Annotated in this window: 21 protein-coding genes; 10 read left to right on the top strand and 11 right to left on the bottom strand. The window is 71.2% G+C overall.

Features of this window, described 5'->3' with window-relative positions; all coding sequences use genetic code 11:
- Positions 1-39: 39 nt before the first annotated feature.
- Positions 40-1,332, top strand: a complete 1,293-nt coding sequence (locus ABD999_RS14555; protein WP_271276678.1) for a TIGR04013 family B12-binding domain/radical SAM domain-containing protein — start codon at positions 40-42, stop codon at positions 1,330-1,332.
- Here the strand turns inward: ABD999_RS14555 and ABD999_RS14550 are convergent.
- Entirely contained in the window at positions 1,329-1,595 is a 267-nt protein-coding gene (locus tag ABD999_RS14550; RefSeq protein WP_148036198.1) for a hypothetical protein, read from the bottom strand. The genes ABD999_RS14555 and ABD999_RS14550 overlap by 4 nt on opposite strands.
- A 60-nt stretch (positions 1,596-1,655) precedes the next feature.
- Positions 1,656-2,165 (bottom strand): VOC family protein, encoded by a 510-nt coding sequence (locus ABD999_RS14545; RefSeq protein ID WP_271276679.1) that lies wholly within the window; start codon positions 2,163-2,165, stop codon positions 1,656-1,658.
- Positions 2,166-2,226: 61 nt separating this feature from the next.
- Here ABD999_RS14545 and ABD999_RS14540 point away from each other — a divergent pair, with 61 nt between their 5' ends.
- Both ABD999_RS14540 and ABD999_RS14535 read left to right on the top strand, forming a co-directional pair.
- The gene (locus ABD999_RS14540; protein WP_271276680.1) at positions 2,227-2,676 is read left to right on the top strand and encodes a MarR family winged helix-turn-helix transcriptional regulator; all 450 of its coding nucleotides are present in this window, start codon (positions 2,227-2,229) and stop codon (positions 2,674-2,676) included.
- A gap of 59 nt (positions 2,677-2,735) precedes the next feature.
- Entirely contained in the window at positions 2,736-2,921 is a 186-nt protein-coding gene (locus ABD999_RS14535) for a hypothetical protein (protein ID WP_148036200.1), read from the top strand.
- Here the strand turns inward: ABD999_RS14535 and ABD999_RS14530 are convergent.
- On the bottom strand, positions 2,910-4,157 hold the full coding sequence (locus ABD999_RS14530; RefSeq protein ID WP_271276681.1) for a saccharopine dehydrogenase family protein: 1,248 nt from the start codon (positions 4,155-4,157) through the stop codon (positions 2,910-2,912). The genes ABD999_RS14535 and ABD999_RS14530 overlap by 12 nt on opposite strands.
- An 83-nt stretch (positions 4,158-4,240) precedes the next feature.
- On the opposite strand from ABD999_RS14530, the gene ABD999_RS14525 reads away from it, so the two are divergent.
- The 4 genes from ABD999_RS14525 to ABD999_RS14510 all read left to right on the top strand — a co-directional run bounded on the left by ABD999_RS14525 (position 4,241) and on the right by ABD999_RS14510 (position 8,480).
- On the top strand, positions 4,241-4,948 hold the full coding sequence (locus ABD999_RS14525; RefSeq protein WP_271276682.1) for a TetR/AcrR family transcriptional regulator: 708 nt from the start codon (positions 4,241-4,243) through the stop codon (positions 4,946-4,948).
- Between the two features lie 54 nt (positions 4,949-5,002).
- Positions 5,003-5,755, top strand: coding sequence for a DUF998 domain-containing protein (locus tag ABD999_RS14520; RefSeq protein ID WP_271276683.1), 753 nt, complete (start codon positions 5,003-5,005; stop codon positions 5,753-5,755).
- Positions 5,756-5,817: 62 nt separating this feature from the next.
- Entirely contained in the window at positions 5,818-8,097 is a 2,280-nt protein-coding gene (locus ABD999_RS14515; RefSeq protein ID WP_271276684.1) for a sensor histidine kinase, read from the top strand.
- On the top strand, positions 8,094-8,480 hold the full coding sequence (locus ABD999_RS14510) for a DUF742 domain-containing protein (RefSeq protein WP_148036205.1): 387 nt from the start codon (positions 8,094-8,096) through the stop codon (positions 8,478-8,480). The genes ABD999_RS14515 and ABD999_RS14510 overlap by 4 nt, the downstream gene beginning before the upstream one ends.
- Here ABD999_RS14510 and ABD999_RS14505 read toward each other — a convergent pair.
- From ABD999_RS14505 to ABD999_RS14485, 5 genes are all read right to left on the bottom strand, one after another.
- Positions 8,477-9,049, bottom strand: a complete 573-nt coding sequence (locus tag ABD999_RS14505) for a GTP-binding protein (RefSeq protein ID WP_148036206.1) — start codon at positions 9,047-9,049, stop codon at positions 8,477-8,479. The two genes, ABD999_RS14510 and ABD999_RS14505, sit on opposite strands and share 4 nt — an antisense overlap.
- On the bottom strand, positions 9,030-9,392 hold the full coding sequence (locus ABD999_RS14500; protein ID WP_148036207.1) for a DUF742 domain-containing protein: 363 nt from the start codon (positions 9,390-9,392) through the stop codon (positions 9,030-9,032). The genes ABD999_RS14505 and ABD999_RS14500 overlap by 20 nt, the downstream gene beginning before the upstream one ends.
- Complete coding sequence (locus tag ABD999_RS14495; protein WP_148036208.1) at positions 9,389-9,793, bottom strand: roadblock/LC7 domain-containing protein; 405 nt, start codon at positions 9,791-9,793, stop codon at positions 9,389-9,391. Before ABD999_RS14495 ends, ABD999_RS14500 begins: the two co-directional genes overlap by 4 nt.
- The gene (locus ABD999_RS14490) at positions 9,790-11,892 is read right to left on the bottom strand and encodes a sensor histidine kinase (RefSeq protein WP_271276685.1); all 2,103 of its coding nucleotides are present in this window, start codon (positions 11,890-11,892) and stop codon (positions 9,790-9,792) included. The genes ABD999_RS14495 and ABD999_RS14490 overlap by 4 nt, the downstream gene beginning before the upstream one ends.
- A 227-nt stretch (positions 11,893-12,119) precedes the next feature.
- Entirely contained in the window at positions 12,120-13,841 is a 1,722-nt protein-coding gene (locus tag ABD999_RS14485; RefSeq protein ID WP_345482733.1) for an NAD(P)-binding protein, read from the bottom strand.
- Between the two features lie 294 nt (positions 13,842-14,135).
- Between ABD999_RS14485 and ABD999_RS14480 the strand changes: the two genes are divergently transcribed.
- Positions 14,136-14,783 (top strand): hypothetical protein, encoded by a 648-nt coding sequence (locus ABD999_RS14480; RefSeq protein WP_219545478.1) that lies wholly within the window; start codon positions 14,136-14,138, stop codon positions 14,781-14,783.
- A gap of 22 nt (positions 14,784-14,805) precedes the next feature.
- On the opposite strand, the gene ABD999_RS14475 is transcribed toward ABD999_RS14480, so the two are convergent.
- The 3 genes from ABD999_RS14475 to wecB all read right to left on the bottom strand — a co-directional run bounded on the left by ABD999_RS14475 (position 14,806) and on the right by wecB (position 18,508).
- Positions 14,806-15,216: a DUF302 domain-containing protein gene (locus ABD999_RS14475; protein WP_271278360.1), complete on the bottom strand. Its 411-nt coding sequence runs from the start codon at positions 15,214-15,216 to the stop codon at positions 14,806-14,808.
- Positions 15,217-15,275: 59 nt separating this feature from the next.
- The gene (locus ABD999_RS14470; RefSeq protein WP_271278359.1) at positions 15,276-17,312 is read right to left on the bottom strand and encodes a glycosyltransferase family protein; all 2,037 of its coding nucleotides are present in this window, start codon (positions 17,310-17,312) and stop codon (positions 15,276-15,278) included.
- A 65-nt stretch (positions 17,313-17,377) separates the two neighbouring features.
- Entirely contained in the window at positions 17,378-18,508 is a 1,131-nt protein-coding gene (gene wecB, locus ABD999_RS14465) for a non-hydrolyzing UDP-N-acetylglucosamine 2-epimerase (RefSeq protein WP_271278358.1), read from the bottom strand.
- A 103-nt stretch (positions 18,509-18,611) separates the two neighbouring features.
- On the opposite strand from wecB, the gene ABD999_RS14460 reads away from it, so the two are divergent.
- Together ABD999_RS14460 and ABD999_RS14455 are read left to right on the top strand one after the other, a co-directional pair.
- Positions 18,612-20,249, top strand: a complete 1,638-nt coding sequence (locus ABD999_RS14460; protein WP_345482731.1) for a glycosyltransferase family 4 protein — start codon at positions 18,612-18,614, stop codon at positions 20,247-20,249.
- A 130-nt stretch (positions 20,250-20,379) separates the two neighbouring features.
- Entirely contained in the window at positions 20,380-21,627 is a 1,248-nt protein-coding gene (locus tag ABD999_RS14455; RefSeq protein ID WP_281429411.1) for a nucleotide sugar dehydrogenase, read from the top strand.
- The last annotated feature ends 16 nt before the right edge of the window (positions 21,628-21,643 follow it).

The following is a 21,643-nucleotide window of genomic DNA, read 5'->3' as shown; positions in this document are numbered from 1 at the left end:
CGCCGCACATCCGGGTGGTCGTCGGCTACGCTGCACGGCGTGGCGCTCGCTGTTGACGTGGTGGTCCGATATCGCAAGGCCGTGACCTACGGCGTGCACGCCCTGCTCGCCGCGCTGGAGACCGCGGGGGTCGAGCACGGGCTGCGCCTCGGCACCACCGTCGAGGAGACGGCGGCGCAGATCGCCGCCAGCCGGGCCGACCGGGTGCTGGTCCTGTGGTCGTTCTACTCGCCCGACGCCGACGCGATGGCCGCCGAGTTGGCGGCGGTGCGGGCGCTGGCAGATCGGGACGGCGTCCTGCACATCGCGGGCGGCGTGCACGCCACCGCCGAGCCGCAGCAGGTCATCGACGCCGGATGGGACCTGGCCGGCGTCGGCGAGGGCGAGTCGACGATCGTCGCGCTCGTCGAGGCGTTGCGCGGCGGCGACCCGCTCACGGGCGTCCCCGGGCTCGCGCTCAGGGACGCCGACGGGGTCGCGCTGCGCACCCGCCCGGCGCCGCAGCTCCCGCTGGACGCGTTCCCGTCCTTCCCGGCCCGGCGCGGGCGGTTCGGGCCGATCGAGATCACCAGAGGGTGCCGTTACACCTGTCGCTTCTGCCAGACGCCCTTCATGTTCGGCGGCCAGTTCCGCCACCGATCGGTGGCGAGCGTGCGCGAACACGTGCGGGAGATGGCCGGGCACGGGCTGCGCGACGTCCGGTTCATCACGCCGACCTCGCTCTCGTACGGGTCGCCGGGGCCGGGCCCCGACCTGGACGCCGTGGAGGAGCTGCTGGCCGGGGTCAAGGAGGAGCTGCCGCCGCACGGCCGGGTGTTCTTCGGCAGCTTCCCCTCCGAGGTGCGGCCCGAGCACGTGACGCCCGAGGCCATGCGGCTGCTCAAGCGCTACGTCGCCAACGACAACCTGATCATCGGCGCTCAGTCGGGCTCCGACCGCGTGCTCGCGGCCTCGGGGCGCGGCCACGACACCTCACCCGTACGCGACGCGGTGCGGATCGCGGTGGAGCACGGCTTCCGGCCGAACGTCGACTTCATCTTCGGCATGCCGGGCGAGCAGGAGGACGACCAGGAGGCCTCGCTCAGGCTTGCCGCCGATCTGGCCGACCTGGGGGCGCGCATCCACACCCACACCTTCATGCCGCTGCCGGGCACTCCGTGGCGCGACGCCGAGCCCGCGTTCATCCCCCTGGCCACGGTGCGTGAGCTCGACCGGCTGGCTCAGCGCGGCGACGCCTACGGCCACTGGCGCAAGCAGGCCGAGCACGCCGCGAGACTGGCCGAGACCGCCAAGGCCTACCCGCGCCGGACCCGCCGGCGCCGGACGGGCTAGCGTTCGTCGTCGTCCTGGTCGTAGGCGGGCCCCTCGTCGTCGGGGAGCAGGTCGTCCAGGACGCGGTTCACCGCGTCGCCCAGCGGGCGGAACGCCTGGGTGAGCGCGTTGGCCAGCGGCCCGAAGATCTCGCTCACCTCGCGCAGCAGGTCGTCGCTCTTGTCCTCGGGCGGCGCCCAGCGCATGGCGTCGGCGCTCAGCGTCTCCCACTCGTCGACGACGCCGTCGATGGCGTCGAGCACGTGGTCTGGATCCCTCGGCATGACGTTCTCCAGGAGGGGAATCGGATTAACACCACGGTAACCCGTACCCGCCCGATCACGTCAGACCGGGATCGACACTCCGACGCCGCCGCGCGTGTGTGCGCCGAACCGTTCCTTGGCGGCGGCCAGGTCGAGCGGCAGGACGCGGGTCCTGGCGGAGAGCAGCTCGTCGTCGATCATGTCGGCCGGCACCAGCCAGGACACCTCGAACTCCAGCCCGTCAGGGTCGTGCGCGTAGAGCGCCTTGGTGGTGGCGTGGTCGGAGGCGCCCACCAGCGCGCCGAGCTCGCTCAGCTTGGCGGCGACGCGCTCCAGCTCGTCGAGCGTGTCGACCTCCCACGCCAGGTGGTAGAGCCCGACGGCGGTGCGCCCGGCGGGCGACGGCCCGGCCTGCGCGCCGATCTGGAACAGCCCCAGGTCGTGGTCGTTGGACGAGCCGGCCGCCTGGAGGAACGCGGCGCCGGGCATCTCCATGACCGGCTCGAAGCCGAGGGCCTCGCGGTAGAAGGCGACGCTGCGCTCGACGTCCCGAACGTAGAGGACCGCATGATTGAGCCGCTGGACGGGCATGATGATCTCCTTTGGCCGGATTCGTTCCCAAGTATATGAGAGTTCAAGTAAATTGTCAGATGTGACCCGATGGCTGGACGACGAAGAGCAGCGCACCTGGCGGAGCTTCATGGCGGCGACCCAGCTCGTGCATGAGGCGCTCGACCGGCAGTTGCAGCGCGACGCCGGGATGCCGCACGCGTACTACATGATCCTGGTGGCGCTGTCGGAGGCGCCGGGGCGCGCGCTGCGGATGAGCGAGCTGGCCGCGAAGGCGCAGAGCTCGCAGAGCCGGCTCTCGCACGCGGTGGCCCGGCTGGAGGAGCGCGGCTGGGTCCGCCGCGACCGCTGCCCCGAGGACCGGCGCGGCAACGTCGCCGTGCTCACCGACGCGGGCTTCGCGGCGCTGGAGTCCGCCGCGCCCGGTCACGTCGAGGAGGTGCGCCGCGTCCTGTTCGACGTGCTCACGCCCGAGCAGGCCGGCAGCCTGCATGAGATCTGCGCCACGGTACGGGACACGCTGAAGCGATAGCCGGAAACTGTCGGCGCCCCGTCGTACCGTGTCCCGGGTAGTCGTATGAGGAGACGGGGATGCACGACGAAGAGGCGCTGTTCCGCACGGTTCACGGCATCGCGGGCCGGTTCGCCGGCCAGCCGGTGCCCGTGGTGATCGACGCGCTGTTGCGGCAGTTGCCCCAGGCCCCCGGCTTCACCGGCGCCGACATCCGGCGCATCGCCGAGGAGATCAGCGTGGGCCGCGACCCGTCAGGCCTCTGACCCCACTCCGGCGGGCTCCTGCTCGCGCAGGCCCCACGGCGACCCGTACTCCTCCAGCAGGTCCAGGAACGGGCGCGGCGGGAACGCCTCGGGGCCGAGCACGCCCTCGCCCCGCCACGTGCCGCCGGCGACCAGTTCCAGCGCGGCGACCGGGTTGACGGCGGTCTGCCAGACCACGGCCTGCGAGCCGTACTCGCGCATCGACCACTGATTGTCGACCACGTGGTAGAGGTACACCTCGCGCGGCCGGCCGTCCTTGACGCCCTTCACCCAGGTGCCGGCGCAGGTCTTGCCGTGCATGCGGTCGCCCAGCTCGGCCGGGTCGGGCAGCACGGCGGCCACCACGTCGCGCGGCGAGACCCGGGCGGGGCCGCGGTCGGTCCGCACGGTGACCGGCCGGGTGCCGTCCAGGCCCAGCTCGTGCAGGGTCTTGAGCCTGGAGATGAAGTCCTCGCCGAGCCCGTACTTGAAGGTGACCCGCCCGGCGTCCACCCAGCGGGGGACCAGCAGCACCTCCTCGTGCTCGACGTTCACGCACTCGATCGGGCCGATGCCCTCGGGGAAGTCGAACACCTCCGGCTCGCTGAACGGCTCGGTGGTGAACCACCCCCGGTCGCGCTCGTAGACGAGCGGCGGGTTGAGGCACTCCTCGATCGTGGTCCAGATGGAGAACGACGGGGCGAACTCGTAGCCGTCGACGGTGAGGTTGCCGCCGTCGCGTACGCCGATCTCCTCGATCTCGTCGAACAGCTCGTCGGCGGCGTAGCGGGCGAACACGTCGGACAGCCCCGGCTCGACGCCCATGCCGACCAGCGCCAGCCGGCCGGCCCGCCGCCAGTCGCCGTCGCGGGCGAACTGCTCGTCGCCGAGCTTCACCCCGACCTGCTCGTACGGGTGCTCGGGGTGCGGCCTGGACATGGACATCGCCATGTCGAGATAGTGCGCCCCGCCCGCGAGCGCCGCCTCGAACAGCGGCATCACGAAGCGGGGGTCGGTGGCGTTGAGCAGGACGTCGCACCGGTGGCCGAGAAGCAGGCCGGCGACCGCCGAGGTGTCGGAGGCGTCGACCGAGGCCGCGGTGAAGCGGGTCTCGCCGGGACCGAGCGCGGCGACGGCCGCCTGAGCCCGGGAAATGTCGTAGTCGGCGACCACCATATGGTCGAAGAACTCGCGGCGGGTGGCGATGCGGGTGATGGCGGTGCCCACACCGCCGGCGCCCACAAGAAGAATACGCATGATCTCTCCTGGTTGCGGGGGGTGCCCTTCAAGCAAAGACGAGTACGCTCATCAACGTCAATGGTGTTGGCATAAGGAGAGGTATGCCGAAGCGCGTAGTGCCCGAGGCGGCACGACGGCGGCGCCGGCCCACCCGGCAGGGCCGGGTGCTCAGCCACGAGCTGATCATCGCCACCGCCCTGCGCATGCTCAGGGAGCACGGCGCGGCGGGCCTGACGGCCAGGCGGCTGGGGCTGGCGCTGGGCGCCGACGCCAGCACGATCTACCGCTACTTCCGCGGCATGGACGACCTGACCCTGGCCATCGCCGACGCGCTGTTCGCCGCGGCGCTGGAGAGCTGGCGCGCGACCGGCGACTGGCGGGCCGACCTGCGGGCGCTGGGGCTGAGCATCTACCGGGCCTACCTGTCGCACCCGCAGGCGGCCGTGCTCACCGCGAGCCGGGTGGCGGGCCGCCCGCACGAGGTGGCGGTGGACGAGACGATCCTCGGCATCCTGCGCACCGAGGGCTTCCCCGACCCCGACGCCGTGCGGGTCTATCACGCCTTCATCGACCAGAGCCTGGCCTTCGCCGTGCTCGACGCCGCCTCGCTGGCGCTGCCCGAGGCGGCACGGCAGGCCGACCAGGAGGTCTGGCGCGAGACCTACGCCCGCCTCCCGGCCGAGACCCACCCCCACATCGCCGCCACGGCGCCCCTCCTGGTGGCCAGGATGAACGACAGCGGCTACCCGGCGGCCCTGGACATGCTCCTCGACAGCGCGGCCCGGCAACTCAGGGATCGGTCAGGGTGAGGTAAGGGACGACGCCGGATGTCGCGGCGCCGTCCTCCCGGAAGACTCTCTGCCATGACCGGAGTCACCGAGGAACTGCCCGCCACCGAGGCCGATGCCGACGTGGAGGGGCCCCGGCCGCGCGGGGGCGTGGCTGGGCGGCCGGCGGGCGGACTCCCCGCCGGTTCCCGGGCCTACCCGCTCGTCGCGCTCGCCGCGATCGTGTCCGGCGTGGCCGGGATCGGGTTCGCGCAACTCGACTCCGATCTGAACCCGCTGCACGTGACCGTGAGCGAGTACGCCGTGGCCGACCGCGGGGGCGTCACGGAGGTCGCGATGGCGGTGGTGGCCCTGGGCTCGCTGGCGCTGCTGGCGGGGTTGCGGTCTGTGGGGGCTCCGGTGAGGGGGATGCCGGAGAGGCTGCTCCTGGTGTGGTCGGGCGCGCTGCTGGTGGCGGCGGCCGTCCCGACCACACCGTTCGGCGCCGACCCGACGTTCGCCGCGCAGGTTCACCGGTACGTGTCGATCGCGGCGTTCGTCAGCCTGCCGGCGGCGGGGGCGCTCCTGGTGCCCAGGCTGGCCCGCGACCCCGTGTGGCGGCCGGTGGCCAGGGTCGTCGAGTGGCTGGCCCTGGCGGGCGGGCTCGGGGTGCTGGCGATCACGTACGTGGCGCTGCCCGGGGAGCGGGTCATGATCGGATTGGTGGAACGAGCGCTGCTGGGCGCGGAAGTGGCGTTGCTGGCCGTGCTGGCAGCATGGTTGGTGCGCGTGGTCTGGGTCAGTACCACAGTCAAAATCACGACATATCACAGATTTATCGCTAGTTGATCTTATCTCGGCCTCGATGAGTGCTATTCTCTCCCGCGATCTTCTAACCGGGAGCAGGTGTCATGGCATCGGGCAGATCCATCCGATTCAAGATCTCGACGCTGCTCGTCATCCCGCTGGTCTCCCTGGTCGCGCTCTGGGGATTCGCCGCGAGCACGACGTCGAGGGAGGCGCTGAACCTCCTCAAGGTCGAGACCTTCTGGACCGGGATCATCGATCACGCCGACTTCCTCGTGGTCAACCTCCAGGCCGAGCGCCTGGCCTCCGCCGAGCTGCTGTCCGGCGCTCCCGTCAACGCCAAGAAGCTGGCCGACGCCCGTGCCACGGTGGACCGGGTCAGGAAGAACCTGACCGACGGCGCGCTGTCCGAGAACACCCAGGCGGCGCTCGACGACGACATGAAGACGCAGCTCGCCGACGTCTTCAAGGCCGTCGACCGGCTGACGGAGATCAGGAGCAAGGTCGACAGCCGGACGCTGACCCCGCACGCCCTGATCACCGAGTACGCCACCATCCCGGACGCCATCGACCGCCTGTACGCGGCCTTCACCGTCAGCACCGACGTCGAGCTGTCCCGGCAGTCGCAGGCCCTGATCATGGCCGCGCAGGTGCGCGAGCTCCTCAGCCGCGAGCACGCCCTGATCGTCGCCGGCAACGCCGTCCCCGGCGGCGACGGGTGGACGATGGCCGAGATCCACCTGCTGGCCGGCATCGACGGCGCGCGCACGTACCTCTTCCCCAAGGTCATGGCCAACCTGGACCCCGAGATGCGGGCCCCGCTGGAGAGGATGGCCGCCACCGGGAACTACGGCTCCATGGAGCGGCTGCTGCACTCGTACGTCTCCGGCCAGCCGGTGGACCTGCAGGTGTGGCGGGGCCAGGTCGAGCCGGTGCTGGAGGAGTACACCCAGGGCCTCTACACGGCCGGTGACATCCTGCTGGCCCGGATGGAGCCCGCCGGCATGGTCATCATCGTGCGCGCCGCCGTCGCGGGCGCGCTCGGGCTCATCGCGGTCGTCTTCTCCGTCGTCGTCTCCGTACGGGTCGGCCGGCGGCTCTCGCGCGAGCTGGCGGCGCTGCGCGGCTCCGCGCAGGAGCTGGCCGAGGTGCGCCTGCCCGGAGTGGTCGCCAAGCTGCGCCGCGGCGAGCCGGTGGACCAGGCCGCCGAGGTTCCGCCGATCGAGGTGGAGGCGGGCGCCACCAGCGAGGTGACCGACCTGGCGGCCTCGTTCGACAGCGTCCGGCACACCGCGGTCGACGCCGCGCTGGAGCAGGCCCGGCTGCGCGAGGGCGTGGCCGAGGCGCTGCGCAACCTGGCCAGGCGCAGCCAGTCGCTGGTCCAGCGCCAGCTCAAGCTGCTGGACGAGATGCAGCGGCAGACCGAGGAGCCGGAGGCGCTGGAGAGCCTGTTCAAGCTCGACCACCTGACGACCCGCATGCGCCGGCACGCCGAGGGCCTGGTGCTGCTGTCCGGCGGCGCGGCCGGCCGGCGCTGGCGCGGCGTCATCGGCGTCGAGGACATGCTGAACGGGGCCGCGGGCCAGGTCGAGGAGTACACCCGGGTGCGCGTCTACCCGATGCCGGAGTGCGGCATCCCGGGTGAGGCGGTGGCCGACCTCATGCACCTGTTCGCCGAGCTGATCGAGAACGCGGCCACCTTCTCCGCGCCAGGCAGCGAGGTGTCGGTCCGCGGCGAGCTGGTCGGCAAGGGCTTCGCGGTCGAGGTCGAGGACCGAGGGCTGGGCATGACGGACGAGGCGAGGGAGGCCGTCAACCGGCGGCTGGCCAGCCCGCCCGAGTTCGACCCTGCGCGGACCGAGCAGCTCGGCTTCGCGGTGGTCGGCATGCTGGCGGCCCGGCACGGGGTGAGCGTCACGCTCAAGCCCTCGCCGTACGGGGGGACCACGGCGATCGTGCTGGTGCCCGTGCAACTGGTCCAGCAGATGCCGTCGATCCGGACGCCGGAGCCGCCCGAGCTGGAGTCCGTCACGGTGTCGGTGGTAGGCAGGGAGAGCAGAGAGAGCAGGGAGGGCACGGAGACGCAGAGCGCTCCGCAGGACAACCGGCCTCCCGCGGGCCCGGGGCCGAGCGAGCTGCCGCGCCGGGTCCGTACCGCCAAGCGCAACGCCGAGTCGTCGGGGGGATCAGGGCTGCCCCGCCGGGTCCGCCAGGCCAACCTGCCGGAGCGGCTCAAGCAGCAGAGCGCGCCGGTCGCGGAGGAGCCGCGGGAGCCGGCGCAGGAGCGCTCGCCCGAGGAGACCAGGGCCCTGCTCTCGTCTCTCCAGTCGGGCTGGCAGCGCGGACGTCAGGACAGTGACCAGGACGGGGGGACGCCATCGTGAGTCGCGAGCGTGAGTGGGTCGACGAGGAGGCCGGGCCGGTCGTGCGCCCGTACGCGGTGACCCGCGGACGCACCAGGCCCGCGGCCAAGGCGCTGTCCACCGTGCTCGACATGCTGGCCACCGTGTCGCTCACCGGGCAGCCGGCTCCGGCGAACGCGGAGCTGGGCGCCCAGCACCGGCGGCTGCTGAACTGCGTGGTCCAGCACGCCAGGCCGGTCGCCGAGATCGCGGGGGAGCTCGACCTGCCGGTGGCGGTGGTCAGGGTGCTGATCGGCGACCTGATCGACTACGGCCTGGTCGTGGTGAAGGCGCCGCGGTCGAAGGCCGCGACGCCTACGGAGAGCCTCCTGCGTGAAGTGATCAACGGGCTGCGCGCGCTCTAACCTGTCGTGGTCAGCGTACGCAGCGAGTGCTCGACAAGGGTGATCATGACTTCCTTGGCCGAGTTGCGCCGCCGCACGTCGCACAGCATCACGGGCACGTCCGGGTCCAGGTCGAGCGCGATGCGCACGTCCTCCACGCTGTGCTGCTCGGCGTCGTCGAAGCAGTTGACGGCCACCACGAACGGCGTGCCGCGCTGCTCGAAGTAGTCGACGGAGGGGAAGCAGTCGGTCAGCCGCCGGGTGTCGGCGATCACGACCGCGCCCAGCGCGCCGTAGGACAGCTCGTCCCACATGAACCAGAACCGCTCCTGGCCGGGGGTGCCGAACAGGTAGACGACCAGACCCTCGCGGATCGTGATGCGGCCGAAGTCCATCGCCACGGTCGTGGTGGTCTTGGCCTCGACGCCGTCGAGGTCGTCGACGCCGACCCCGCGGTCGGACAGCACCTCTTCCGTGCGCAGCGGCCTGATCTCACTGATCGACCCCACCAGGGTGGTCTTGCCCACGCCGAAGCCCCCGGCAATGAGGATCTTGAGCGCGACGGGGTCCTCAGAGAGCACGGAGTCCATTGATCACTTCCTTGAGAATGCCCTCACTCGGGCGCGATCCCGCCGCTGAGGGGGCCGACACCGAGATGAGGCCTTGGTCACGCAGGTCGCCCAGCAGCACCCGGACGACGCCGACAGGCAGATCGAGCTCGACGGCCACGTCGGCCACCGAGATCGGGTTGCGAGCCGCCCGGAGAATGAGCGACTGCTCGGGGGAGAGGCTGCCCGGAGCTTCCCCCACGGCGCGGACGGTCGCGACGAGGTCGAGATTGTCCCCCGACGACCTCGTACGACCTCGGATGAGGGCGTAGGGCCGCACGATCGGCCCCGCGTCCTCGTCCAACCACTGCGGGGTATCGCTCATGGCATGGCTCGCGGGTTGGTCGTGATGTGCTGGCCCACCCGCTTGACCAGCATCGCCATCTCGTAGGCGATGTGGCCCACGTCGACGTTGGCGTCGGCGAGCACCGCGAGGCACGTGCCCTGGCCCGCCGCCGTCACGAACAGGAACGCGGACTCCATCTCCACGATGGTCTGGCGTACGTCACCGCCGCCGAAATGGCGGCCGGTGCCCCGGGCCAGGCTCTGGAAACCGGCGGCCACGGCGGACAGATGCTCGGCGTCCTCGCGGGTCAGACCCTTGGAGTAACCGACGGCGAGGCCGTCGGTCGACAGGATGACCGCTTGCCTGACCGCGCCCACCCTGGTCGTCAGGTCGTCAAGGAGCCAGTTCAGCTCACCGGTGTTGGTCGTCGGCACACTCATGCCTCCCCCTCCTCATCAGCTTCTTCTCGGGCGCGCTGGGTTCCCCGCTGGAACGCGGAGAACAGGTCGCGTACCTCGTCGGGAGAGCGTTCGTTCTTCCGCTCGGGCTCCGGCTCGGGCGGCTGGCCGTCCTTGAGCCGGGATGACAATGTGGCCTGCCGGACCCGCCTTGGCAAGCCCGCGTGCGTGCCGCTGACCACCGCCAGGGCCTTCTTCCTGGTCCGGCCCGGCAGCGAGGGCAGCCCGTCGTTCTTGGCGGGGGGCAGTTCCTGCTGGTCGGTGACGAGCCTGTCCGGCACGAACACGATGGCGGTGGTGCCGCCGAACGGTGATCGCCTCAGCAGCACCTTGATGGCGTGCCGCTGGGCCAGCTTGGCGACCACGAACAGGCCGAGCCTGTCGCTGTCGGCCAGGTCGAACTCCGGAGGTTCCGTCAGGACGCGGTTGTAGGCGTCGTACTCCTCCGGCTGCAGCCCGAGCCCGCGGTCCTCCACCTCGACCGAGTAGCCGTTGCTGACCCGGTCGCCGCGGACGTGGACCGTGGTGTCGGGCGGTGAGTAGATCGTGGCGTTCTCCACCAGCTCGGCGATCAGGTGGGTGAGGTCGGCCGCGGCCGAGCCGTCCACCGCGCTGCCGTGCATGCCGGCCACGTCGACCCGGGTGTAGTCCTCCACCTCGGCGATGGCCGCCCGGACGACGTCGATCACCGGCACCGGCTTGCGCCAGGCCCGTCCGGGGGCGGAGCCCGAGAGGATGATCAGGCTCTCCGCGTGCCGCCGCATGCGGGTGGTCAGGTGGTCCAGCCGGAAGAGCTCTTCCAGCTGGTCCGGGTCGTGGGTGCGCCGCTGCATGCCGTCGAGCACCGAAAGCTGGCGGTGCAGCAGGCCCTGCTTACGCCGGGCCAGGTTGAGGAAGACCTGGCCGAGCCCGCGGCGCAGCGCGGCCTGGCCGACGGCGGCGCGCACCGCGGTGGCCTGCACCGCGCCGAACGCGCCGGCCACGTCGCTGATCTCGGCCGAGCCGCTGACCTGGATCGGTCTGGCCGCCTGGGCGACGTCGACCTCCTCGCCCCTGCTGAGCCGCCTGACCAGGTCGGGCAGGCGCTGCTCGGACAGCTCGACGGCGGCCGAGCGCAGCCCGGCCAGCTCGGCGCCGAGCCGGCGGCCGAAACGCACCGAGATGATGATCGAGGCCAGCACGGCGACCAGGCCGACGCCGCCGGCGACGCCGATCTGGACCCTGGTGGCGGTGACCGCGCCGGCGGCCCTGCCGCCCAGCTCCTCGGCCGCCAGGCCGTTGATCCTCTCCAGCTCGGTGATCACCTTGCCGGTGTTGTCGTTCCAGCTCCCGCCGTCGGGCGGCGGCGCGCCGGACCTGATGACCCGGGCCTCCATGGTGGCGAAGGTCAGGAACGTCTGGCTCTTGAAGAGCTCCTCGTACGGCTGGCGCAGCTCGACGTCGAGACCCGCGAGGCCGCGCGCGTGCAGGAACTTCCTGGAGGAGGCGTACTCGGTGAAGGCGGCCGCCTCGGGCTCGATCAGCCGGCCGTCGAGCTGGGCGGCCCGGACGAGGGCGTGCTCCCTGAGCAGGAACTCGTGCGCGTTGCTCATCGTCTGCAGCGCGGTGACCTGCTGGTAGATGGTCAGCTCGGGGGCGGGGGCGAGGTGGTCGTAGAACCGGAACATGGCGTCGAGCAGCCGGTTGTACTCGTTGAGTCCGAGCATCCTGGTGCTGAAGCCGCCGTCGATGCCCGAGCGGATGGCGTGCAGCCGCGACAGCTCGGCCTGCACGGTGTTGAGCGGCGCGCGCATGTCGTCGGCGAGGTCGTCCTCGGCCCGTATGACGGCTTCGCGGAAGGCGTCGACCGCGGTGTCGGTGCGGGCGCGCTGCTCGCCGAGCTCGGCGCTGGGCTCACCGTCCGTGAGCTTGAGAAGTGAGCGCTCCCGCTCGGCCTGGAGCTCGACGCCCAGCTCAGTGGAGGTGACGCCGACCGTCTGGTGAAGGGAGTCGCCGCGCAGCAACGACCATCCGTCGCTCACAGTGAGGTTGAGCACGAAGCCCCAGAGCGCGCTCAAGGACAGGAGGGGTAACAGCAGCAATATAAAGATCTTGAACCGAATTGACCGGTTTTGCGAGCCCATGTCCCAACCTCGGAGTCGAGGGCATTTCCACAACTTCTGTGTAAATACACCTCCGGAAGATCGCACAGGAGACTAGCACCGATTAAGCACCCGCCGCAGTGGGAGGAACAGGGATGTTTTCTGCGATTACCGAAGCGGACCCCAGGAAGGTACCGAGTAGGACACGAGGGTATTACCGCTCCGTCTCACCCTGAGAGCTCCCCGACGGCCCGATGAGCGGCGGTGACGGCGGCGTCCGCCCTGGCAGAGGGAGCCGCGTCCGATCCGGCCAGCCCGATCCGGCCGAACCGCCTGCGCGCCGCCTCGGCCGGCGACGGCCCGTCGGGATGGAACCCGTGCCACGGACGGCAGTATTCGGGCGAGTACCCATGACCCCACCGGTAGACCGCCACCGCCTCGACGTCCCTGCCCGGATCGAACCCGCCGGCGCCGAGCAGCCGCGCGAGCTGGTCGCGCGCCCCGAACTCCAGCATCGCGTACGGGGTGCGCAGCAGCGCCTGCCGCCCGGCGGCCGCCCCCTCGGCGGGACCCAGCTCCGAACGGGAGGGCGCGGCCACCAGCCGCGCCGTGACGCCGTCGCCGGAGTGGTGGGTCAGCTCGCTCATGCACCAGTACGCGCCGGTCCAGCGGGTGCGTGAGACGCCGAGCCGCCGCCAGGCGTCCGCGCTGCGCAGCCGCACCACGGCCTCCACCAGCGGCGTCTTCACCGCCGCGCGCAGCGCCGTGCGCTGCGCGCCCGGCAGGTCGGGGACGAGGTACGGGACGACGGAGTGCCAGCAGGCGAGGATCACCGCCCCGGCGCCGACGGACCTGACCTCGTGACCGTCGAAGTAGCCGACGGTGGCGGTGGTCGCGGTCTCGGGCGGCCCGTCGTTGCGCACGGACACGACGGGGCTCGACAGCCGGAACCTGGCCCTGCCGCCCATCGCGTCCAGCATCGCCCGGACGAGCCCGTGCACCCCGCCGGGCAGGTGCGCCACCCGGCCGGTCACGCCCCACTCCTTGGCGATCGTGGGCGCGCTGAACCGCGACGGCTTGCCCTCGTCCAGCCCGAGCCCGCCGAACCCCGGGTAGCCGAGCCCCCAGGCGTCCACCGCGCCCAGGACACGCGTGTCGTACCCCCAGGAGGCGCTGGGCAGGGTCCGGTGGAACCGCTCGGCGTCCGGGTGCACCCGCAGCGAGTCCAGCAGGTAGCGGGAGTAGGTGAGGTCGGCCAGGCGCTCCTGCTTGGCCTCCGGCCCGAGCCCGGGGAACGGGTCGGGCGGGTCGGTGTGCAGGCGGATCAGGTCCTGCCTGGCGGCGTCGGCGACGGGCAGGCGGCCGATCCACCCGGCGGCGCTCGCGCCGGTGGACACCAGCGTCTCGACGGGGAACGTCTCGCGGTCGCACATCACGCTGTCGTCGGCGCCGCACTCCTGGCACGGGGCGGCCACGACGCCGAGCCGATCGAGCAGCTCGCGGAACTCCGGCGTCCAGGTCACGGGCGCCGCCACCGAACCCGAGCCGGGACGCTGGGCGTGGCCGCCGATCGTGTCGTGGTTGTCCAGGATCAGCACGCGCGCCCCGGGATGGCGGCGCAGCCACTCGTGGGCGGCGCTCACCCCGCTCAGCCCGGCCCCCACCACCACCAGGTCGTAGGCCTCCCCCGTCGGCACGGGCGGGTCCGCCTGCTGCCAGAACCGGCCGTCGCGCAGCGCGTGGAGCACGCCGAGCGCCTGGGAGGTGTTGCCGCGGAACGCCGGCGCCGCCGGGGCCGACGAGGCGGCATAGGCCGTTCCGGCTCCTCCCGAGGCGCCCAGGGCCGCGGCGCCCGCCGTCACGGCCACCCCGTCGAAGAAGTCGCGGCGCGAGATGGCGCGCCCCATGCCCAGTTCGCGTCCCGCCGCCGAACGGCCGATGTCCCCCATGGGGCCGATCATCGGGACTCGTCGGAAAAGGCCAATGGCGCCGCGCTGCGGGTGGCTGAGTCTTTGCGCTACTTGTGACGGTGAATGCCGTTGGGTAAATGCCGTCCGATTCGCCGATCGCGGGCCGTAGTCGCTGCTAGAAGGTGGGTTGGGCGGTCTTGTCGAATGCGTTGAATCCGGTGGATAGCGCCGTTGCCGGTTCGCGCGGCGCGCGTTTCCTTTAGCGTCTACCCGATGCCGTTGAAGTGAAATGGAGAACTCATGCTTAAGGCATTTTCCGCCGCATTTCTAAGCATGACGGTCATAGCGGGCTGCTCTTCGGAGAAGGCCGCGGCGCCCGCCGCGTCCACCCCGCCGCCCGCGTCCGCCCCGAAGCCCGCCGAGGCGGCCAAGCTCCGCGCCGCGCTGCTGCCGGCGCCCAAGGGCATGCAGGTCGCGTACGGCCCGGAGGTCGGCACCTACAGCACGCTCCGGTCCACCAGACAGGGCCTGGAGTCGGTCCGCCAGGCCAAGCTGGACCACCCCGAGTGCGCGGGCGCGGCCCTGCTCGACGTGGCCCAGCCGGAGGTCGCCAAGGCCCCGGCCGCCGTCGTCGGGTTCGCCTCGCCGAAGGGGTCGATCACCCAGGCCGTGGTCTCGCTGCCCGCCGGGGTGTTCCCCGGCCCGCTGCCCAGCGAGTGCGACGCGTACCACGCCCACGTGCGCGGCATCGACGTGGTCTACCGCACCCGCGACCTGAAGATGCCGAAGCAGGGCGACGAGTCGCGCGCCTACCTCACCACCGCGTCGGGCGGCGACCGGCAGGCCCAGATCGGCACGGTCACGATCAGGCGCGGCACCCTCGTCATGAGCCTCATGGTCGTCGGCCGCGAGGTGAAACGAGCCGGCCTGATGGAGCTCGGCAAGCTCGCCGACCAGAACCTCTCGCGGGCCGCCGTCTGAGCCGCGGAGACCCAGCCGCCGCCTACGCGCGCGCGGAGGCCGCCGTCCGCCGGCAGATCTGCTCGGTCGCCTCCTCCAGGGTCCGCGCGGCGGCGGCGCCCTCCCGCTCAACGCCGTGGCGGCGCACCAGCCAGTCGGCGGTGTTGTACGTCAGCCGCACGGCGTCCCCGTCCTGCCACACGAGGATCTTGGACGGCAGGTCGATGGCCGCGGTGCGGCGTTCCGCGATCAGATCGGTGCCGACGGTGGGCTCGCCGAAGAGCACCAGCGTGGTCGGAGGCAGCTCCCTGCCGGCCCGCACCGCGTTCTCCGTGTGGTCCACCCGCGCGAACACGTGGTAGCCGGCCGCGGTCACCGCCGCGCACACGTCGTCGACCGTCTTGTCGAACGCCTCGTGACCGCTGATCGTCACCAGGCCGCAATCGTCCCTCATCGCGCCACCATAGGCACGGCTCCCCGCCGGGTGCACGGCACGGCGCCCGCAACACGCCGTCAGATCAGCACGTGGTCGTCGGGACGGCCGACGAAGGAGAACTGGGCGTTCCTGGTCAGCTTGATGTGGTCGGCCTGCCAGGTGTGCATCGCCGAGTCGGCGCTGCGCCAGTAGACGAAGTTGAACCGGTCCGCCGAGTAGATCTTGACCCCGTCCTCCTTGAGGCGGCGGACCAGGTGGGTGTCCTCGCCCCGGGTCAGGTCGGGGAAGCGGTAGGTGCGGAACATGTCCGCCTTGCCGAGGAACGTCCCGCCTTGCACCAGGAACGAGTAGCGGTGCTCCAGGCCCGGCAGGCGCAGCATGGTGGTGTTGGAGCCCTCGAAGAACGAGTAGTGGGCGCCCTTGCCGACCAGCTCCGCCTCGGTGTAGTCGAAGGCGCGCTGCAGGTCCGACAGGTAGTGCTCGCCGTAGAGGTTGTCGTCGTCCATCTTGGCGATCAGCTCGCCCTCGGCGGCGTCGATGCCCAGGTTCATGCAGGCGCCCAGCGACAGCCCAGGGTCGGCCGGGAGCACGGTCACGTCCGTGATGCCCGCCATGCGAGCCTTGTCGGCCACCACGACCGGGTCGATGTCCAGGCCGTGCAGCACCATGACCAGCTGCACCGGCCGGTGGATCTGCTTGGCCACCGACGAGATCGCGTGCTCGATCTGGGCGGCGCGGTTGGTCGGCAGCACCACCGAGATCGACCGTGACCGCGGCGTCGCCGGGCGGCCGAGCAGCTGGAGTATCTGGTCCACGCGATGGGTGAACAGGTGCTTGTCGAACACCTCGCGCATCGCCAGATGCCCCTGCCGGGCGCGCAGCTCAGGGCTGTTGATCAGGTGCAGCACCTGGTTGTACGACTCGATCGGCTCGCGGGCGATCGGGATCAGGTCGCCGAACGTCTCCTCGACGGCCCGCGACCAGCCCGACACCACCGGGGTGGCGCAGGCCGACAGCTCGAACACGCGGCGGGCGCACATGGTCGGCGAGTCGAGCACCGAGTTGACGTTCAGGAAGACCTTGTACATCCGGTACGCGGCGAGCATCTGGTCGTAGGGCAGCTCGCCCACGATGTGCGGGCGGTACTTCTCCGGCCAGGCGTACTTCTCGTCCACCTCGCCGTTGCGGGCGAAGATGTGCAGGCCCAGCTCGCGCACCGGGTCCAGCACGGTCTCCATCTGCTCGCGGCGCTCGGGGTGCTTGTCGCGGAAGTACATGCCGGCGAAGACCACGTCGTGCAGCCGGCCCTCCCGCTGCTGGACCGGGTTGTGCACGCGCGGCTGGGCGGCGAACTGGAGCACGTCCACCCGGTCGTGGCCCAGAATTTCGCGATATTTCGGCAACATGTCACCGTCGCAGGTGAACACGTAGTCGAACAGCTTGGCCGTGTCGATGAAGAAGTCGAAGTTCGGCGGGTCCTCCTTGTTCCAGAAGACCGTCGGGATGCCCGCCGCCCTGCACCAGGAGACCAGGTCGCGCAGCGGCTCCTTGGGCGCGTTGGTGCCGGTCATCTGGTAGCGCCAGCGGCCCTGGTTGCCGTGCCAGGCCGACTCGCAGAACAGCAGGTCGGGCCGCTTCTCCGCGAAGATCTCCGGCCAGTCCTTGAGCCCGAACTCGATCTGGTCCCACTCGTAGCGGAAGGCCATCCTGGAGAAGTCGTCCAGGATGACCGCCACCTTCAGGTCGGGACGGTTCACCGGCCCCGCCGGCCACTTGACCGCCGGCACCTTGACCTCGGGCGCCCTGTGGTTCGCGAGCTCGATGGCCTCGTTGACCGGCATCGGCGCCTTCGGCGCGCGGTCCCTGGACCTGACGGCCTCCAGCATCTTGCCGGGGCTCCTGGACCCGATGGCCTCGCCCAGCTTGAAGGTCCGCTTGGCCTGGGTGGCCTCCAGCTTCCAGGCGGCGTAGGCGGCCTTGGCCTCCGCGATCTCCAGCCGGCGGCGCAGCTCCCTGATCTCCGCCTCGTGGCGCTCGACGACCTTGCGCTCCTCGGGCAGCCAGTTCACCGGTCCGAGGCGCTGGAACGTGGGCTCTTCAGGGGTTTCGGCCATGGGGCATCGCCTAACGCTGGTGCGGGGTATGTCATAGTACGGCGAGATCCGTACGAAAAGTGGGGTTACTCGGAACGCGCCCCCTGGGCGGCGGGGGAGAGGTTGTCCCCCTTCAGCCACGCGGAGATCACCCGGGCGATGCGCGGCCCGGCGGCGCCGTCCCACAGCGGGGGCAGCTCACCGGAGGGCGTGACCGCCCCGTCGGCCAGCGCCTTCTCCGCCGCCGCGGGCAGCAGGGCGGGCGTGACCAGCCGGTTCGTGCCGTGGGTGATCGTGACCGGGCGCTCGGTGTTGGGCCGCACGGTCAGGCAGGGCACGCCCAGCATGGTGGTCTCCTCCTGCACGCCCCCGGAGTCGGTGACGACCAGCGCGGCGCCCCGGACGAGTGAGAGGAAGTCCACATAGCCCAGCGGGTCGACCACGCGCACCGAGGGGCCGTCGACCAGCCCGGCCTCGGCCAGGCGGGTGCGGCCACGCGGGTGGATCGGCACCACGAGCGGGATCTGGCGGGCCACGTCGAGCACCGCCGAGACCAGCTCGCGCGCCGCCTCCCGGGTGTCCACGTTGGCCGGGCGGTGCAGCGTCGCGACCGCGTAACGCTCAGGCAGGCCCAGCCGCTCCACCACCGGGGCCGGGTCGAGCGACGGCAGCGCGGAGAACAGGCTGTCGATCATCGGGTTGCCCACCAGGTGCACCTTGGAGGCGGGCACGCCCTCGGCCGCCAGGTGGGAGAGCGCGTCGGGCGAGGTGGCGAAGAGCAGGTCGGACAGCGAGTCGGTGACGACCCGGTTGACCTCCTCCGGCATGGACCGGTCGAACGAGCGCAGCCCGGCCTCCACGTGCGCGGTCTTGATGCCGAGCTTGGCGCAGACGAGGATCGCGGCCAGCGTCGAGTTCACGTCGCCGTAGACGACGACCAGGTCCGGGTCGTGCTCCTGGAAGGTGTCCTCCAGGCCGACGAGCAGGGCCGCCGTCTGCCTGGCGTGGCTGCCGGAGCCCACCCCCAGGTTCGCCACCGGGTCGGGCAGGCCGAGGTCCGCGAAGAACACGTCCGACATCAGCGCGTCGTAGTGCTGGCCGGTGTGGATGATGCCCTGCCGCACGCCGAGTTCGCCGAGCGCGCGCACCACCGGGGCCGCCTTCACGAAGTTGGGCCGGGCTCCCAGAACGTGCAGCACCAGGACGTTGTCCCCCATGACCTCGCCTTTCATAGCGGAAGGGAAAAAACGCTGCCTATGGTACGGTCACCGCGTGGCATCCGACGCCAGTCCTCAAGACTCCTCGAAAAGTTCCGCTGGGGTGTCCGCGAAGTCCGCCCGTGCCGGCGTCGGTGGGCTTCTGAAGGGCTTCATCCAGCATCCGATCATCGTCTCCCGCGTGGTCGTGACCAAGGTCAGGGCCGACCCGGTCCGGGCCGCCCAGGCGGCCGCCGACGCGATGCCGCCGCGCCTGCGGCCCGTCATCGGCAAGGTGGCCTGGCCCGCCGCGCGCCGCGCCCGCCGCGTCGTACGCAAGCTGGGCATGCGCATGATCAGGGCGCCGTGGGACGAAGCCAAGGAACACTGGGACTCCGGGCGCGTCAGCATGGCCGCCGAGGTGCTCGAACCCTTCACCAAATACCCGTTCGTCAAGCGCAGGGCCGCCTACTACCGCGGCGAGCTGGAGGCGATCAGCCCCGACCCGATCCCGCCGGGCCCCAAGGTGGCCATCCTGGAGCGGGTCGCCGGGCGCGTGGTCCACCTGATCACGAACTCGCTCCCGTACACCCAGGCCGGCTACACGGTCAGGACCCACCGCATCGTCACCTCCCAGAAGGCCGCGGGGCTCGACCCGCACGTGGTCACCAGCTGGGGCTTCCCCATGCTCCAGGGCCACGCGGACGCGGCGCCGTACGAGGAGCTGGACGGCGTCCCCTACTACCGGATGCTGCCCGACGGGCGCGGCGAGGTGCCGTTCGAGATGCGCGGCCGCATGATCAAGGGCGCCGACGCGGTCACCAAGCTCGTCACCCAGCTCCGCCCGCAGGTGCTGCATGCCGCCACCGACCACCGCAACGGCTCGGTCGCGCACGCCGTGCGCGACCGCACGGGCACCCCGTTCGTGTACGAGGTACGCGGGTTCCTGGAGGAGACCTGGGCCTCGCGCGACCCCAAACGGGTGGGCAGCCAGCGCCACGTGCTCCAGCGCGAGCGCGAGGCGTTCCTGATGCGGGAGGCCGACGCGGTCGTCACGCTGGCCGAGACCATGGCCACGGAGATCGTCGAGCGCGGCGTCCCCCGCGAGAGGATCCACCTGGCGCCCAACGCGGTCGACGACTCGCTGCTCACCGCCCGGTACGACGGGGCCTCGTTCCGCCGCGAGCTGGGCATCGAGGATCGCGAGATCGTGGTCGGCTCGGTCTCCAGCATCGTGGCGTACGAGGGCTTCGCCACCCTGCTGCGGGCCGCGGCGCTCCTGCGTGACCAGGGCAACCCGGTGCGGGTGCTCATCGTCGGCGACGGCGCCGAGCGCGAGAACCTGCTGGAGCTCGTGACCGAGCTGGGGCTGTCCAGCGCGATCCTGCCCGGCCGGGTGGGGCCGGAGGAGGCCCTGCAGGCGCAGGACGCCATCGACATCTTCGTCTGCCCGCGCGAGGACCTGCGGGTGACCAGGCTCGTCACGCCGCTCAAGCCGGTCGAGGCGATGGCGCTGGGCAAGCCGGTCGTGCTGAGCGACCTGCCGGCGCTGTCGGAGCTGGTCGGCAGCGACGGGGCGGGCATGCTCGTGCCCGCCGGCGACCCGGGCGAGTTCGCCAAGGCGCTGGGCGCGCTCGCCGAGGATCCCGCCAAGCGGGCCGAGATGGGCGAGGCGGGCCGTGCGGAAGTGGCCGCGAAGCGCACGTGGAGCCGCGTTGCCGAGACTTATCAAGCCCTGTACAGGAGCCTTGCGGAAAGATGACCTTCTCTTGGGCTGTCTGTTCTGATCGGTTCCGTCGCATTAGGCGTGAGCTAGGTGGACTTGAGATAACCTTTGCGACCATGAAGTGTTGTATCCGGCTCTCTAAGGCACAGCTGTGACAGAAATCGACTTGGCTGTCATCGGCCTCGGCTACGTCGGCATGCCCCTCGCCAAAGAGGCGGTGGCCGCCGGGCTGAAGGTCGTCGGCCTCGACGTCGACCCCCGCAAGGTCGACGCTCTGAAGGCCGGGCAGTCCTACATCGATGACCTGACCGACGCCGATCTCGACCACATGCTGGCCAACGGGTTCACCGCCACGCTGGACGAGACGGTCCTGGCCGAGTGCAGCACGATCGTCATCTGCGTGCCCACCCCGCTGGACGAGGACCACAGGCCCGACCTGTCCGCGGTCGAGGGCGCCAGCAAGACCGTGGCACGCAACATGGGCAAGGACACGCTCGTCGTGCTCGAGTCGACGACCTGGCCGGGCACCACCGACGAGCTGGTCCGCCCGCTGCTGGAGTCCTCGGGGCTGACCGCCGGCGTCGACTTCCACCTGGCCTTCTCGCCGGAGCGCATCGACCCGGGCAACCCCAAGTACGGCCTGCGCAACACCCCCAAGGTCGTCGGCGGCTACACGCCCGCCTGCCGCGACCGGGCCACCGCCTTCTACGGACGCTTCGTCGAGCAGGTCGTGCCGGTCAGCAGCACCCGCGAGGCGGAGATGGCCAAGCTGCTGGAGAACACCTACCGGCACGTCAACATCGCTCTCGTCAACGAGATGGCGATCTTCTGCGACGAGCTCGGCGTGGACCTCTGGGAGGCCATCGAGGCGGCCGCCACCAAGCCGTTCGGGTTCCACAAGTTCCTGCCCGGCCCCGGCGTCGGCGGCCACTGCATACCGGTCGATCCCTCGTACCTCTCCTACACGGTCCGCAAGCTCGGCTACCCGTTCAGGTTCGTCGAACTGGCCCAGGAGATCAACGAGCGGATGCCGTCCTACGTGGTGGCCCGTGTGCAACGTCTGCTCAACAGACACAAAAAGGCGGTGAACGGCGCCAGAGTCGTTATGCTCGGCGTCACCTACAAGCCGGACATCGCCGACGAACGCGAGACCCCGGCCCTGCCCGTGGCGCGTGCGCTGCTGGAGCTGGGCGCCGATCTCACGTTCGCCGACCCGCACGTCAAGGAGTGGTCAGTGGACGGCACGCCCGTGCGGCGTGAGGAAGATCTGGCCGAGGCCGTCGCCGATGCCGACGTGACGGTGCTGCTGCAACAGCACGCCGCGTTCGACCTGGGGATGGTCGAGGCGAAGGCCAGGCTCGTGCTCGACACCCGCGGTGTGCTCACCGAGGGTGAACGCGTCGAGCGGCTGTAGCGACCGGAGGCAACGC

The organism is Nonomuraea ferruginea, assembly GCF_039540635.1.
Classification (GTDB): Bacteria; Actinomycetota; Actinomycetes; order Streptosporangiales; family Streptosporangiaceae; genus Nonomuraea; species Nonomuraea ferruginea.
The sequence above is the reverse complement of the archived record's forward strand: the minus strand, read 5'-3'. Positions and strand labels throughout refer to the sequence as shown.